13 protein-coding genes are annotated in these 14,479 nt (G+C 71.2%); 5 read left to right on the top strand and 8 right to left on the bottom strand.

Annotated features, from left to right (window positions below):
* Positions 1–519: 519 nt before the first annotated feature.
* Positions 520–1,554, bottom strand: coding sequence for an L-glyceraldehyde 3-phosphate reductase (mgrA, locus tag ACZ4MH_RS30085; protein ID WP_351599788.1), 1,035 nt, complete (start codon positions 1,552–1,554; stop codon positions 520–522).
* Between the two features lie 143 nt (positions 1,555–1,697).
* Between mgrA and ACZ4MH_RS30090 the strand changes: the two genes are divergently transcribed.
* The 4 genes from ACZ4MH_RS30090 (at position 1,698) to ACZ4MH_RS30105 (ending at position 6,961) form a co-directional block, all read left to right on the top strand.
* On the top strand, positions 1,698–2,477 hold the full coding sequence (locus ACZ4MH_RS30090) for an isoprenyl transferase (protein ID WP_351599798.1): 780 nt from the start codon (positions 1,698–1,700) through the stop codon (positions 2,475–2,477).
* Positions 2,478–2,850: 373 nt separating this feature from the next.
* A complete protein-coding gene (locus tag ACZ4MH_RS30095; protein WP_351599790.1) occupies positions 2,851–4,173 on the top strand; it encodes a PhoH family protein in 1,323 nt (440 codons plus the stop codon).
* 454 nt (positions 4,174–4,627) lie between these two features.
* Positions 4,628–5,341 (top strand): aggregation-promoting factor C-terminal-like domain-containing protein, encoded by a 714-nt coding sequence (locus ACZ4MH_RS30100; protein WP_351599792.1) that lies wholly within the window; start codon positions 4,628–4,630, stop codon positions 5,339–5,341.
* A 120-nt stretch (positions 5,342–5,461) separates the two neighbouring features.
* The gene (locus ACZ4MH_RS30105; protein ID WP_467754780.1) at positions 5,462–6,961 is read left to right on the top strand and encodes an AI-2E family transporter; all 1,500 of its coding nucleotides are present in this window, start codon (positions 5,462–5,464) and stop codon (positions 6,959–6,961) included.
* Positions 6,962–7,110: 149 nt separating this feature from the next.
* On the opposite strand, the gene ACZ4MH_RS30110 is transcribed toward ACZ4MH_RS30105, so the two are convergent.
* Complete coding sequence (locus tag ACZ4MH_RS30110; RefSeq protein ID WP_351600368.1) at positions 7,111–7,644, bottom strand: alkyl hydroperoxide reductase; 534 nt, start codon at positions 7,642–7,644, stop codon at positions 7,111–7,113.
* A 6-nt stretch (positions 7,645–7,650) separates the two neighbouring features.
* Positions 7,651–8,205, bottom strand: coding sequence for a peroxiredoxin (locus tag ACZ4MH_RS30115; protein WP_351600366.1), 555 nt, complete (start codon positions 8,203–8,205; stop codon positions 7,651–7,653).
* Positions 8,206–8,335: 130 nt separating this feature from the next.
* Here ACZ4MH_RS30115 and ACZ4MH_RS30120 point away from each other — a divergent pair, with 130 nt between their 5' ends.
* A complete protein-coding gene (locus ACZ4MH_RS30120; protein WP_351600364.1) occupies positions 8,336–9,295 on the top strand; it encodes a hydrogen peroxide-inducible genes activator in 960 nt (319 codons plus the stop codon).
* 27 nt (positions 9,296–9,322) lie between these two features.
* Here the strand turns inward: ACZ4MH_RS30120 and ACZ4MH_RS30125 are convergent, their stop codons facing one another.
* Genes ACZ4MH_RS30125 through ACZ4MH_RS30145 form a run of 5 tightly spaced genes read right to left on the bottom strand, consistent with a single transcriptional unit; the run spans position 9,323 to position 14,218 of the window.
* A complete protein-coding gene (locus tag ACZ4MH_RS30125; protein ID WP_467754781.1) occupies positions 9,323–11,743 on the bottom strand; it encodes an ABC transporter permease in 2,421 nt (806 codons plus the stop codon).
* Positions 11,740–12,426 carry an ABC transporter ATP-binding protein gene (locus tag ACZ4MH_RS30130; RefSeq protein ID WP_351600362.1) on the bottom strand — a complete coding sequence of 229 codons (687 nt, stop codon included), beginning with the start codon at positions 12,424–12,426 and terminating at the stop codon, positions 11,740–11,742. Before ACZ4MH_RS30130 ends, ACZ4MH_RS30125 begins: the two co-directional genes overlap by 4 nt.
* On the bottom strand, positions 12,423–12,947 hold the full coding sequence (locus tag ACZ4MH_RS30135) for a PadR family transcriptional regulator (RefSeq protein ID WP_351600360.1): 525 nt from the start codon (positions 12,945–12,947) through the stop codon (positions 12,423–12,425). The genes ACZ4MH_RS30130 and ACZ4MH_RS30135 overlap by 4 nt, the downstream gene beginning before the upstream one ends.
* Positions 12,948–13,001: 54 nt before the next feature.
* Positions 13,002–13,265: a type II toxin-antitoxin system antitoxin gene (locus tag ACZ4MH_RS30140; RefSeq protein WP_351600358.1), complete on the bottom strand. Its 264-nt coding sequence runs from the start codon at positions 13,263–13,265 to the stop codon at positions 13,002–13,004.
* A complete protein-coding gene (locus tag ACZ4MH_RS30145; RefSeq protein WP_351600356.1) occupies positions 13,262–14,218 on the bottom strand; it encodes an SPFH domain-containing protein in 957 nt (318 codons plus the stop codon). Before ACZ4MH_RS30145 ends, ACZ4MH_RS30140 begins: the two co-directional genes overlap by 4 nt.
* Positions 14,219–14,479: the final 261 nt, after the last annotated feature.

The following is a 14,479-nucleotide window of genomic DNA, read 5'->3' on the forward strand; positions in this document are numbered from 1 at the left end:
GCGGAGGACCGAGACGGAACGATCGCACGACGACCGGTGAAGTCCGATACGAGGGCCGGGACAGCCCGGCCATTGCCTCGCGCTCCGGGTGCGCCGCGCCGCACTCGGGGCGCTTCCCTTTTCGCGGGCCCTCTGCGGCCGGCCCGCGGGCGCGTCAAGCCGGCGACCGTACGGGTGTCGCTCCTGCGGGGTATCCGTGACCGGCGGGACGAGAGCTCCGTCACGCTCGCGGCGTGGCGGCCGGGGACGGGTCCGACACCGTACGAAACAAGATCATTAAGCCCATGGGCCCGGCATGGGGCGGGCGGTGGCCCGCGAATTCAAGATCATTAAGGGAATTCGCGTGCCGCCCGGACGGGCTCACCGCGCCATGACCGACTCCGCGACGCGCGGGCCGACCGCCGATGATGCGCGAACCACGGCCGTTCCGGGGTTATGGTGGAAACCCCCCCTCGGGCCGGTCCGTATCCCCCCCACGGACCGGCCCGCTTTTTCTTTCCCCGCCCCGGGCGCCGCGTGCTAGCGCCGGGCCCAGATGTTGACGCCCTCCGTCGAGGTCGCGAATTCGTCGATCTCGGCCAGCTCGGCGTCCGTCAGCTCGTCCCCGCCGAGCGCCGCGACATTCGCCTCCAGCTGCGCGACGCTGCTCGCGCCGATCAGCGCCGAGGTCATCCGCTCGTCCCGCAGCACCCACGACAGTGCCAGCTGCGCCAGCGACTGGCCGCGGCGCTTCGCGATCTCGTTCAGGCCGCGCAGCCGCCGCACGACGTCCTCGGAGAGCAGGCCCGGGTCGAGCGACTTGCCCTGGGAGGCGCGCGAGCCCTCGGGGATGCCGTTCAGGTACTTGTCGGTGAGCATCCCCTGGGCCAGCGGCGCGAAGGAGATGCAGCCCATGCCCGCCGCGTCCAGGGTGTCCAGCAGCCCGTCGTCCTCGGTCCAGCGGTTGATCATGCTGTACGAGGGCTGGTGGATCAGCGCGGGTACGCCCATTTCCCGCAGAATGCGGGCGGCCTCGCGGGTCTGTGAGGAGTTGTAGGAGGAAACACCCACATACAGGGCCTTGCCCTGCTGCACCGCGGAAGCCAGCGCGCCCATCGTCTCCTCGAGCGGAGTGTCCGGGTCGAATCGGTGCGAGTAGAAGATGTCGACGTAATCGACCCCCATCCGCCGAAGTGACGCGTCGAGCGACGAGAGCAGGTATTTCCGGGAACCCCATTCTCCGTACGGGCCCGGGTGCATCAGATATCCGGCCTTCGTGGAAAGGATCATTTCGTCCCGGTAGGACCGGAAGTCCTGCGCGAAGATCTTGCCGAAGTTCAGCTCCGCGGAGCCGGGCGGCGGGCCGTAGTTGTTCGCCAGGTCGAAGTGGGTGATGCCCAGGTCGAAGGCGCGCCGCAGGATCGCGCGCTGCGACTCCAGGGTGCGGTCGTCGCCGAAGTTGTGCCAGAGCCCGAGAGAGATCGCCGGGAGTTTCAGGCCGCTGCGGCCGGTACGGCGGTACTCCATGGAGTCGTAGCGCGAATCGGCTGCGCGGTAGTCAGAGGTGCCAGTCATGACCATCTCCTTATCACGGACTTGTGACACACCTGATTGGGTCATTGCCACTCCTGAGAAGTAAAGTTGCGGACTTGAGGCGACGGGGGCGACCGCCAAATAGGCACGGAGGGGCTGGACCACACATGCTGCGATCTTCCGGGATGGGTATCCCGTATCCCCCTGTTGTGCGGGAGTTCGTCTACAAGCTGTACGAGCGCCGGGTGGAGCGCCGGCTGGACCACTCCCAGGTGCCCAAGCACATCGGCGTGATCCTGGACGGCAACCGCCGCTGGGCCCGCGCCGACGGTCTGACCACCGAGCAGGGGCACCAGGCGGGCGCGGCGAAGATCGAAGAGCTGCTGGGCTGGTGCGAGGAGACCGACGTCGAGGTCGTCACCCTGTGGATGCTCTCCACGGACAACCTCGACCGGCCCGAGGAGGAGCTCAAGCCGCTCCTCGGCATCATCGAGAACACCGTGCGGCGGCTGGCGGCCGACGGCCGCTGGCGGGTGCACCACGTCGGCAACCGCGACCTCCTCCCCGCCGGTACGCAGCGGGTGCTCAAGGAGGCCGAGGAGGCCACGGACGACATCGGCGGCATCGTCGTCAACGTGGCGGTCGGCTACGGCGGCCGGCAGGAGATCGCGGACGCGGTCCGCTCGCTGCTGCTGGACGAGGCCGGGCGCGGCGCCTCGGTCGAGGACATCGCCGAGACCGTCGACGTCGAGAAGATCTCCGAGCACCTGTACACCCGCGGCCAGCCCGACCCGGACCTGGTGATCCGCACCAGCGGCGAGCAGCGGCTGTCGGGCTTCATGCTGTGGCAGAGCGCCCACTCGGAGTACTACTTCTGCGAGGTCTTCTGGCCCGCGTTCCGCAAGGTCGACTTCCTCCGCGCGCTGCGCGACTACGCCTACCGGCACCGGCGTTACGGGGTCTGACTCCCCGCACCACGGGGTGGCGACGGCCTGTCAGGCGCGGGGCGTGACACGTCACATGGGGCCTGCCGCTCATCCGTAACCACGAATTCACTGGCCATGCGTCATATGCCGGGGCATGGCGGCAGGTGTTCGCGGGAATATCCCTTCCAGGACGGCACCCGAAGAGCCAGATCCAGATCCAGTGGGTGCCGCTCTGCAGCGGACGGCATGGGGCCGTCCGCCCGGGAGGCCCTTTGCGCATCACGGACGATCGTGCGGTCAGCACGGCCGACGCGGAGGGCCGGTGCCCGGCCCGCGCATCGCGGCCCGAGCCCGGCTCCATCCCCCGCGACGCCGTCGCACCCCGACCTCATCCGAGGGGGTTCGTCCACCCGTGGTGAACAGCAAGCAGCGCCGTGAGGCCGACCGGCGCACCTACGTCCTCGACACCAGCGTCCTGCTGGCGGATCCAGGCGCCATGGCCCGCTTCGAGGAGCACGAAGTCGTGCTGCCCGTAGTAGTGGTCACGGAGCTGGAAGCCAAGAGGCACCATCCCGAGCTCGGTTACTTCGCCCGGCAGGCCCTGCGCCGGCTGGACGAGTACCGCGTGCGGTTCGGCCGCCTGGACGCGCCCATCCCGATCGGCGAGGTCGGCGGCACGTTGAGGGTCGAGCTGAACCACTCCGATCCGGGGGTCCTCCCCGCCGGCTATCAGATGGGGGACAACGACTCGCGGATCCTCGCGGTGGCCCGCAATCTCCAGGCCGAGGGGTACGACGTCACGGTCGTCTCCAAGGACCTGCCGCTGCGCATCAAGGCGTCCTCGGTCGGCCTGCTGGCCGAGGAGTACCGCGCCGAGCTGGCGATCACCGACTCCGGCTGGACCGGCATGGCGGAGCTGACGATCACCGCCGAGCAGGTCGACGACCTCTTCGCCGTGGAGAGCGCGTACGTCCCCGAGGCCGCGGAGATGCCCGTGCACACGGGGCTCGTGCTCCAGTCCGAGCGCGGCAAGGCGCTCGGCCGGGTCACGGCCGACGGCCGGGTGCGGCTGGTGCGCGGCGACCGCGAGGCGTTCGGCATCCACGGCCGCAGCGCCGAACAGCGGATCGCGCTGGACCTGCTGCTCGACCAGGAGATCGGGATCGTCTCGATGGGCGGCCGGGCCGGCACCGGCAAGTCGGCGCTGGCGCTCTGCGCGGGCCTGGAGGCCGTACTGGAGCGCCGGCAGCACAGAAAGGTGATGGTCTTCCGGCCGCTGTACGCCGTCGGCGGGCAGGATCTGGGGTATCTCCCGGGCACCGAGGCCGAGAAGATGGGGCCCTGGGCGCAGGCCGTCTTCGACACCCTCACGTCGGTGACATCGTCCGATGTCATCGAGGAGGTGGTGGGGCGCGGGATGCTGGAAGTGCTGCCGCTCACCCACATCCGCGGCCGGTCGCTGCACGACGCGTTCGTGATCGTCGACGAGGCGCAGTCCCTGGAGCGGAACGTCCTGCTGACCGTTCTGTCCCGTATTGGCGCCAATTCGCGCGTCGTGCTCACGCATGACGTCGCGCAGCGCGACAACCTGCGGGTCGGGCGGTACGACGGCGTGGTCGCGGTCGTGGAGAAGCTGAAGGGCCATCCGCTCTTCGCGCACATCACACTCAACCGCTCGGAGCGGTCGCCGATCGCGGCCCTGGTGACCGAAATGCTGGAGGACGGGCGTATCTGATCCTCTATAGGGGCCGCACCCCGTATGAGGAGGTCGGAGCGGCTCCGACCCGTTGTGTGACCTGCGCCGTCCGGCGAAGCCAGAGAGCCTAGCCGGGCGGCGTCGGCGCGCGCGGAGATATCCGGAAACTCCTTGGCGTAAACGAGGTGTGAGCTTTCACACCCGGCTGAGAATTGATTCCACGCGTCCGGTTCGGGCAGAGTCTGGGACCTGTCAGGCCCCGCATACGGCACATCAGCACCCCCAGCGGTGTAGAACCACAGAACTGAAAAGCGTTCGCCGTATGCCGCCCGAGCACCACGCGGACCCCCGAGGGGGACGTACCGGGCCAGTGCCTCCTGTGACCAGCCGGCCCCACCCGCACTTCGGGGACGGAGCAATACGGAGGACAGCGCCAGGGGCACGATTGCGTCCGCGATGGTCACCTACGCGGACGACGCTGGAAGGAAAACGTGTGAGCCGGATTTCGGTCCGGGGATTCGCCGTGGCCTCCGCCACCGCGGTCACCACAGTCGGCGCCGTTGTCGGCGTCGCGTCGGGCGCTCAGCCGGGCTCGGTCGCCAACACCGAGGCCACCGCTGCCGACGCGACGATCGCCGACATCCCCGCGGGCCAGCAGGCCCAGGTGGAGACGGCGTCCCTCGTGCAGCAGGCGGATGACCAGTCCACCCAGGCGGACGCCGCCGCCCTGAAGACCGCCCAGGAGGCGGCCCGCAAGGCGGCAGCCGAGAGCGCACAGGCCAAGAAGGACGCGGCAGAGAAGCAGGTCGCGGCCGAGAAGCAGGCCGCCAAGGAGCGGGCGGAGGCCAAGAAGCAGGCCGCCAGCCGCTCCGCCGAGCGCGGTCCCCTCGGCGACATCGCCGTCAAGGCTTCGTACTCGATCGCAGAGACCCAGGCGATGGCCCGGCAGATGATGCCGGCCGACCAGTTCCAGTGCTTCAGCAACATCGTGGACCACGAGTCCGGCTGGAACTACCGCGCCACCAACGCCGGCTCGGGCGCCTACGGCCTCGTCCAGGCGCTGCCGGGCTCCAAGATGGCCTCCGCGGGCTCCGACTGGCAGACCAACCCGGCCACGCAGATCAAGTGGGGCCTGGGCTACATGAACGACCGCTACGGCAGCCCCTGCGGCGCCTGGTCGTTCTGGCAGGCCAACAGCTGGTACTAGACCGGCTCGCCGTACAGCGACGCGAAACCCCCGACCGCACCAGGGTCGGGGGTTTCGTGCATTCGGCACGGGTAACGTCGTCCCGTCAGTGACGGGACCGAGGGGGGAAGAGGAAGCGACATGTCCAGACTGCCTCAGTGGGTCGGCGGCGCGGGGGCCGGCCTGACGCGGCTCGCCGCGCGCCTGGAGGAACGGCGCCGGCGTACGGAGGCCGCGGCAGCCGACGGCGACGGCCGGCTGGGGCACGGCGCGGGGCACGGCCACGCGGTGCCGCCGATGCCGCCGGCGCCGCCCATGCCGGTGGAGCCGCCCGTCGTGCCCGGCGGTCCCGGCCCTGGCCGTGCGTCCTCGGACGGCGAGGCGGCCCGGGACGCCACGGACGCCACAGAGGCCACGGAAGCCGCTCCTGCCGCTTCCGCTCCCCCTGAGCCGCCGACGCCCCCTCAGGAGGCCCCCGCGGCCGCTGGACCGGCGTCCGTGCCCGCGCCGCCCGCGTACGCGCCGGCCGTGCCGTCCAGGGCCGAGCCCGTGGACGCGGTGCCGTGGGGGATACGGGTCGCCGCCGAGGCGGGCTGGCGGCTGCTCGTCCTGGCCGCGACCGTGTACGTCCTCGCGCGGGCCATCACCAGCATTCAGCTGGTGGTGCTGGCGTTCGTCGCGGCGCTGCTGATCACCGCGCTGCTGCAGCCGACCGTGGCCTGGCTCAAGCACCGCGGGCTGCCCAGGGGCCCGGCCACGGCCATCACGTTCATCACCGGCTTCGTCATCATGGGCCTGGTCGGCTGGTTCGTGGTCTGGCAGGTCATGGACAACATCGACTCGGTCTCCAGCCGGGTCCAGGACGGCATCAGCGAGCTGAAGGACTGGCTGCTGAAGAGCCCGTTCCATGTGACCGAGGGCCAGATCAACGACATCGCGAAGAACCTCCAGGACGCGATCGGCTCGAACACCGAGGAGATCACCAGCGCGGGCCTGGAAGGCGTCACGGTCGTCATCGAGATGCTCACCGGCATCCTCCTGGCGATGTTCACCACGCTCTTCCTGCTCTACGACGGGCGGCGCATCTGGGAGTGGCTGCTCAAGCTCGTGCCGAGCGCGGCGCGCGAGGGCGTGGCGGGGGCCGGGCCGCGGGCCTGGCGGACGCTGACCGCCTATGTGCGCGGCACGGTGATCGTGGCGCTGATCGACGCGATCTTCATCGGCATCGGGCTGTACTTCCTGAACGTGCCGCTCGCCGTGCCGCTCGCGGTGTTCATCTTCCTCTTCGCCTTCATCCCGCTGGTGGGCGCGGTGGTCTCGGGCGCACTGGCGTGCGTGGTCGCGCTGGTGACCCAGGGCGTGTTCACGGCGCTGATGGTGCTGGTGGTCGTACTGGCCGTGCAGCAGATCGAGGGCCACATCCTGCAGCCCTTCATCCTGGGCCGGGCGGTGCGGGTGCACCCGCTGGCCGTGATCCTCTCGGTGGCCGCGGGCGGGCTGGTCGCGGACATCGGCGGCGCGGTGGTCGCGGTACCGCTGGTGGCCGTCACCAACACGGTGGTGTCGTACTTGCGCTCGTACGCGCACGAACAGGCCCTGCGGAGGGCGCCCATGGCGCCGGCCCGGGACACCGACGGCTAGTCGCCGCGGGGGCTGGTCCCGTCGCCCGGCTCTCGCGCCGCGGTGGTTGCTCGCGCAGTTCCCCGCGCCCCTCCAGGGCGCGGTAGCCGAAGGGCCCCGCGGACGTCACGTCCGCGGGGCCCTTCGGTACGCGTGGGCGCGAGCCGGTGTTACTCGGCCAGCGTCGCCTCGGCGTCCAGCGTGGCGCCGACGGCCTGCAGGACGGCCGCGATCTTGACGGCCTCCTGGATCGTCTCGCGCTCCACGCCGGCCTTGCGCAGCACCTGCTCGTGCGAGTCCAGGCACATGCCGCAGCCGTTGATGGCGGAGACGGCCAGCGACCACAGCTCGAAGTCGACCTTGTCGACACCGGGGTTGCCGATGACGTTCATCCGCAGGCCGGCGCGCATCGTCCCGTACTCGGGGTCCGACAGCAGGTGCCGGGTCCGGTAGAAGACGTTGTTCATCGCCATGATGGCGGCGGCCGACTTGGCGGCGGTGTACGCCTCGGCGGAGAGGTTGGCCTTGGCCTCCGGCTCCAGCTCGCGCAGCACCTTCGGCGAGCGCGACGCGATCGCGCAGGCCAGAACGGTGCCCCACAGCTGCTGCTGCGGCAGGTCGCTGTTGCCGATCACCGAACCGAGGTTCAGCTTCAGGTCCTTGGCGTAGTCCGGAACGGCGGACTTCAGCTCATCGAGTGCCATGTTCGATCACTCGCCCGAGAGGAGCGCGACCGGGTCCAGGGTCTCGTCGCCCTTGGACCAGTTGCAGGGGCAGAGCTCGTCGGTCTGCAGGGCGTCCAGGACCCGCAGGACCTCCTTGGGGTTACGGCCGACGGAGCCGGCGGTCACCATGGTGAACTGGATCTCGTTGTTCTGGTCCACGATGAACACGGCGCGCTGCGCGAAGCCGTCCTCGCCCTCGATGCCCAGGTCACGCATGAGCTCGTGCTTGGAGTCGGCCAGCATCGGGAAGGGCAGGTCGGTCAGGTCCGGGTGGTCCTTGCGCCAGGCGTGGTGGACGAACTCGGAGTCGCCGGAGAAGCCGAGGACCTGGGCGTCACGGTCGGCGAACTCCTCGTTCAGCTTGCCGAAGGCCGCGATCTCGGTCGGGCACACGAAGGTGAAGTCCTTGGGCCACGCGAAGACGATCTTCCACTTGCCCTCGTAGGTCTTGTGGTTGATCTGCTCGAACTCCTGGCCCTTCTCCAGCGAGACACAGGCAGTCAGGTCGAACTCGGGGAACTTGTCACCGACAGTGAGCACGCGCACTCCTTGCAAGGTCGGAAATCCCTTTTGGGGCTTTCCTGGGGGTTGGACGGTCTCCACAGTGCCACAGGGTGCATTGATCAGTGAAATAGCTAGACTCGGTGGCGTTGATCGGAGGTGGTTATCAGTGGCCCAGCCCACTACCCCGGGCGCCGGACGTCCCCGGCAGCCCTCGCTCTCGCAGCTCCGCGCGTTCGCCGCGGTGGCCGAGCACCTGCATTTCCGCGAGGCGGCCGCCGAGATCGGCATGAGCCAGCCCGCGCTCTCCGGCGCGGTCTCCGCCCTGGAGGACGCGCTCGGTGTGCAGCTCCTGGAGCGTACGACCCGAAAAGTACTGTTGTCGCCCGCGGGGGAGCGGGTGGCCGCCCGGGCACGGACAGTGATGGAGGCGGTCGGCGACCTCATGGAGGAGGCCGAGGCCGCCCGCGCACCCTTCACCGGCGTACTGCGGCTCGGCGTCATCCCGACCGTCGCGCCCTATCTGCTCCCGACCGTGCTGAAGCTCGTGCACGGCACGTACCCGGACCTCGACCTCCAGGTGCACGAGGAGCAGACCGCCTCGCTGCTGGACGGCCTCGCGCACGGGCGGCTGGACCTGCTGCTGCTCGCCGTGCCCCTCGGCGTCGCGGGCGTCACTGAACTCCCGCTCTTCGACGAGGACTTCGTGCTCGTCGCGCCCAAGGAGCACTGGCTCGGCGGCCGCGGCGACATACCGCGCGAGGCGCTGCGGGAGCTGGACCTGCTGCTCCTGGACGAGGGGCACTGCCTGCGCGACCAGGCGCTGGACATCTGCCGGGAGGCGGGGCGCGACGAAGGGGCCGCCGTGACCACCAGCGCGGCCGGGCTCTCCACGCTCGTCCAGCTGGTGGCCGGCGGGATGGGCGTCACGCTGCTGCCGCGCACCGCGCTGCGCGTGGAGACCGGCCGCAACGAGGAGCTGACCACCGGGTACTTCGACGACCCGGCGCCCTCCCGGCGGATCGCCCTGGCCATGCGCACGGGCACGGCCCGCCAGCGCGAGTTCGAGGAGTTCGCCGAGGCGCTGCGGACGGCCCTGCGGCCGCTGCCGGTACGGATCGTGGGCTGAGACCGGAGCGGACGCGGGCCCTGGTGCTCACTCCGTACGGAGTCCGTCCGGCCGCATCATGCGCCACAGCGGCGGCAGGCTCAGCACGGTGACCAGCATGACGACCCCGGCGCAGCTGCCCGCGATGCCCGCGATCACGGTGCCGTCCACGTGCACGCCCGCGTGCGACAGGGTCAGCAGTACCGTGCCGAGGCCGATGCCCGCGATCACCGCGAGCACGAGGCCCAGCGCCACCGGGATCGCCGTCTGCCACAGCAGCGACCAGCCCATCGTGGAGCGGCGGGTGCCGAACGCGTCCAGTACGGACAGCAGCCGCCGGCGCTCGCGCAGCTGCTCGACCGTGGAGACGATCAGCCCGGCGCCGATGAGCAGCAGGACGATCACGGCGCCGAGGAAGAGCGCGGTGCGCACCCCGTCGTACTGCCGGTCGTGCGGGTTGTCGATCGCGGACAGCTCCCGCATCCCCGGGTTCGTGCGGAACGCCGCCGTGCGGATGCGCTCCACAGCTTCTGTCTCGCGCGCCTTGTCGTAGCCGACGAGCAGTTCCATCGTGGGGTCCTGCAGCCGGGCGGGGGAGAGCGCGCCGGGGGTGACGAGGACGTCGCCGGGCAGGTCCTCGCCGGGGTGCCGGATGGACTGCACCCGGCGCGCCGAGTCCGGCACGGTCCACGGCCGGGGCGGGCCGGTGTGCTCGTACCCGTTCGGCGGGTTCAGGTTCAGCCGCACGCCGGGGCGTACGAAGGCGGGATCGGTGGCGCGGCCGCCCTGGCTCTCCGTCACGAAGACGTCGCCGTCCCGGCAGGAGCCGATCCGGGCCTTGCGCCGCAGCTCGGCGCAGTCGCCGACGGTCACCGTCGCGGTCTGGACGGAGCGGTAGCCGTCGGCGTCGCGGGTGCCGCGGTCGCCCGCCCGGCCGGCCAGTGCGCGGACCGTGCCGTGCGCCCAGGTCACGCCGGGCGCGCGGCGCATCGTGGTCAGCGCGTCCCGGGTCCCCCGCCAGTCCGCGGCGCCGCCGCTCAGCTGGATCACCGGGCGGCTCGCCGACTCCTCGTAGGCCTGCGCGTATCCGGCCTGGTAGGTGGTGAAGACCATGTGGATCGCGATGGCGCCTGCGACCGCGACGGTGATGCCGCCGACCGCGCGGTGGGCGGCGCCACTGTTCAACTGGAGCCGCCGAGCGGCCAGTTGCCAGGAGACCGGGCCGCCGTGCAGCCGTGCCACGACCGCCTCGACGAGCCAGGGCAGCAGTGCGGTGACGCCGAGGAGCAGCAGGGCGGCGCCGAGCGCCAGCCGTACGACGTGGAACCAGCCGTCGACCCCCTGCGGATCCCAGGCCAGCGAGAGCAGCAGCGCGAGGCCGGTCAGGGGGAGGGCGAGCCGCCATCCGAGGCGACGGCGCCGCACCGGGCGCTCGCGCACCACGCCCAGCGGCTCGGCGGTCACCGAGCGCTGCGCGAACAGCGTGACCAGGACGGACGCCGCGGGGACGAGGACGGCGACCAGCGCAGCGAGGCCCGGCGCCGGCACCACGTCGGCGGGGAAGACATTGACGCCCCACAGGGTGACGGCGCCGACCGCCTGCCGCCCGGCTAGGAAGATCAGCAGCCCCGCCACCACGCCGAGCACCGCGCCGACCACCGCCTCGCCGGCCGCGATCCGGCGGGTGGTCGGGATGTCGGCGCCGACCAGCCGCAGCGCGGCCAGCCGGGCCTCCCGGCGGTCGCTGCCGAAGCGCACGGCGGTGCCGATGAAGACCACGACCGGCATCAGCAGGACCACGCACGCCATGACGGTCAGCAGCACGAGCCGGGCGCTCGGCGGCTGCGGGTCGAAGATCTTGCCGAAGTGCGCGATGCGGTACGCCTCGCCCGCCGGCCGGTCGTCCAGCCCCGCGACGAACGTCAGCTCCTGCGGGCCGAGCAGCCCGGTGTCGCCGATGGTGCCGATGACCTTGTAGTCCAGGCGTGCGCGCAGCTGCGCGCTGCCGGGCGCCGCGAGCAGCTCGCGCAGAGCGGGGGAGACGACCATCTCGCCGGGCCCCGGGAGGCGGTCGAGGCCGGGCGGTACGGGCGGGTGGGCGCCGTCGGGCCGTACCAGGCGGCCGCGCACGGGGTCGCCGTGGAAGGAGGTGTCCGCCTGGGCGTAGCGCACGGTGCGGTCCGAGGCGCGCGGCTCGTGCATCTGACCGAGATTTTCGCGGGCCTTCTCGCGGCCGTGCCAGGCGTCGAGTACCGACGGCGCGGAGGCGGCGAGCAGCAGGACGGCGACGCCGATGCCCACGCCGACCGCGCTCAGCGCCGTACGGAACCAGCCCTCGCGGCCGCCGGTGACCGCGAACCGGGCGCCCATGGCGAGGTCGCGCAGCCAGGCGGCGGGGCCGCCGGGTGAGCCGTGCGGCGGGCGGCCGGACCGGGGGCCGGCGGCGCGGGTGCCGAGCAGGGTCGTCACCGGCCCGCCAGGGATTCCCTGACCCGCCCGTCGCGGACGGTGATCTCGCGGTCGGAGTAGGCGGCGACGCGGGGCTCGTGGGTGACCAGGACGACGGCGGCGCGGGTGTCGCGCGCCGCGTCGGTCAGCAGGGTCAGGACGCGTTCGCCGTTGAGGGAGTCCAGGGCGCCGGTCGGTTCGTCGGCGAACAGGACGCGGGGGCGGCCGGCGAGGGCGCGCGCGACGGCCACGCGCTGGCCCTGGCCGCCGGAGAGCTCGCCGGGGCGCCGGCCGGCGACGTCGTCGACCTCCAGGCGGGCCAGCCAGTCGAGGGCCGTGGCCTCGGCGGTCTTCCGCTTGGTGCCGTTGAGCCGCAGCGGCAGGGCGACGTTCTCCAGGCAGGTCAACTCGGGTACCAGCTGGCCGAACTGGAAGACGAAGCCGAAGTCCGTGCGCCGCAGGGCGCTGCGCTCCGCGTCCGGCAGCGCTGTCAGCTCCCGGCCGGCGTAGCGGACGCTGCCGGAGTCCGGCCGGACGATGCCCGCGAGGCAGTGCAGCAGGGTCGACTTGCCGGAGCCGGAGGGGCCCATGACGGCGACGACCTCACCGGGGTGCACCGAGAAGTCGGCGCCGTCCAGCGCGGGCGTGCGCCCGTACGCCTTGTGCAGCCCTTCGCCGGCCAGTATCGAGCCGTCCGGCGTCATCCGCGCACCGACTGGGCGAGCTTGTCGAGGCGGGCCGCGGTCAGCTCCAGCCAGCGCAGGTCCGCTTCGAGGTGGAACAGGGCGTGGTCGCAGATCAGCTGGTCGGCGAGGTCGCCCTTGCGCTTGCGCTCGGTCAGCCCGCGCATCAGCCGCAGGTGTTCGCTGCGCTGGGTGTCCAGCAGCTCGGCGGCGTCCCGGCCGGTCATCAGGGCGAGCACCACCTTCGTGTAGAGCGTGGAGTGCAGATACGGCTCGGGCTTCTCCGGGCGCTGCAGCCACTGGGCCACATCGGTCACACCGGCGTCGGTGATGGCGTACCGCTTGCGCTCGGGCCCGGCGCCGGCCTCGATGCCGTCCACCTCGACCAGACCGTGCTTCAGGAGCCTGGACATGGTCGAGTAGACCTGGCCGTAGTGCAGCGGACGGTCCTGCCCGAAGTGCTCGTCGAAGGCCCGCTTGAGGTCGTAGCCGTGGCGGGGTCCGGACTCCAGCAGGCCCAGCAGGGTATGACCGATAGACATGGCGACCAGCTTACGTGGGGTATCCACGCCATGTATACCTCGGGTGAATAGGTGTCACTCGTCGTCCGGAGCGGGCGGGTCTTCGGCCTTCGGTGGCCGCCCCCGGCGCCGCATCGCCCCGGCGTCCTTGGGCAGCCGCCCCGCCTCCGCCAGCGCGCGGCGGAGCAAGAACTCGATCTGCGCGTTGGCGCTGCGCAGTTCGTCACCGGCCCAGCGCACCAGCGCGTCGTGCACCGACGGGTCGAGCCGCAGCAGCACCTGCTTGCGCTGCTGCGGCCGCCGCCCCGGAGTCCCGGGCTCCTCGCTCTGCGGGCTCACTGGTAGAGCGAGCCCGTGTTCAGGACGGGCTGCGCGGCGCGGTCACCGCACAGCACCACCATGAGGTTCGAGACCATGGCCGCCTTGCGCTCCTCGTCCAGCTCGACGATGCCCTGCTCGCTGATCCGGTCCAGGGCCGACTCGACCATGCCGACCGCGCCCTCGACGATCTGCTGGCGGGCCGCGACGACCGCGCCGGCCTGCTGCCGCTGGAGCATCGCGGAGGCGATCTCGGGGGCGTACGCGAGGTGGCTGAAGCGCGCCTCGATGATCCGGACGCCGGCCGCCTCGACCCGCGCGGTCAGCTCGGCGGCGAGCTTCTCGGTGATCTCCTCGGCGTTGCCGCGCAGCGAGAGCGCGTCCTCGTCGTGCGCGTCGTAGGGGTACTCGATCGCGATGTGCCGGACGGCCGCCTCGGTCTGGGTGGCGACGAACTCCAGGAAGTCGTCCACCTCGAAGAGCGCCTGTGCGGTGTCCTCGACCCGCCAGACGACGATCGAGGCCAGCTCGATGGGGTTGCCGTACGCGTCGTTGACCTTCAGGACCGCGGTCTCGTGGTTGCGGACCCGGGTGGAGATCTTGGTGGCGCTGGTGAGCGGGTTGATCCAGCGCAGGCCGTCGGTGCGGATCGTGCCGACGTAGCGGCCGAAGAGCTGGATGACCCGGGCCTCGCCGGGCGCGACCATCTTCACGCCGCCCATGCAGAAGAGGGACGTGATCAGCAGCAGGATGCCGACGACGATCATCGTGGCGCCGAGCGCCTTGTTGCCGTCCGCCGAGCTCGCGGCGCCGAGGATCGCCAGCGCGATGCCGCCGATGACGCCGACGACGGTCAGCAGCAGACCGAGGCCGCCCGGAATGCTGTGCGCGGTGACCTCTCTGACCTGCGGGGCCGGCAGGGTCGGCCTGTCGGGCTCGGTGGTCGCGGGCGGGGTGGGCGTGTGGTCGGACATGGGGGTCCCCCGTTCCGTACGGCAGTCACTCCGTACTTACGTGCTTGCTTACTTACGTGCTTTCGCTGGTCTAGCAAAGTGATAGCTATTTAAGCGCGACGGGCGAGGCGGCGCAAGGCGGACGCGGAAACTCCCGAACGGTTGCACAGGAACGGGGTGCTCATTGTCACGTCCGGAAAAGGCTTGATCGATGCCTATGTGATGACACCCGGGGGTTAGCTTCGGAGGCTGGGTTATTGGGGGCGGAACGACTGGAGTGAC

It is taken from the genome of Streptomyces sp. NPDC026301 (genome assembly GCF_055567935.1).

Coding starts and splice junctions, on each gene's coding strand:
- ACZ4MH_RS30135 (WP_351600360.1), bottom strand. CDS start 12,947: ATGTCTATCGGTCATACCCTGCTGGGCCTGCTGGAGTCCGGACCCCGC.
- mgrA (WP_351599788.1), bottom strand. CDS start 1,554: ATGACTGGCACCTCTGACTACCGCGCAGCCGATTCGCGCTACGACTCC.
- ACZ4MH_RS30110 (WP_351600368.1), bottom strand. CDS start 7,644: ATGGCACTCGATGAGCTGAAGTCCGCCGTTCCGGACTACGCCAAGGAC.
- ACZ4MH_RS30090 (WP_351599798.1), top strand. CDS start 1,698: ATGGGTATCCCGTATCCCCCTGTTGTGCGGGAGTTCGTCTACAAGCTG.
- ACZ4MH_RS30145 (WP_351600356.1), bottom strand. CDS start 14,218: ATGTCCGACCACACGCCCACCCCGCCCGCGACCACCGAGCCCGACAGG.
- ACZ4MH_RS30105 (WP_467754780.1), top strand. CDS start 5,462: ATGTCCAGACTGCCTCAGTGGGTCGGCGGCGCGGGGGCCGGCCTGACG.
- ACZ4MH_RS30130 (WP_351600362.1), bottom strand. CDS start 12,426: ATGACGCCGGACGGCTCGATACTGGCCGGCGAAGGGCTGCACAAGGCG.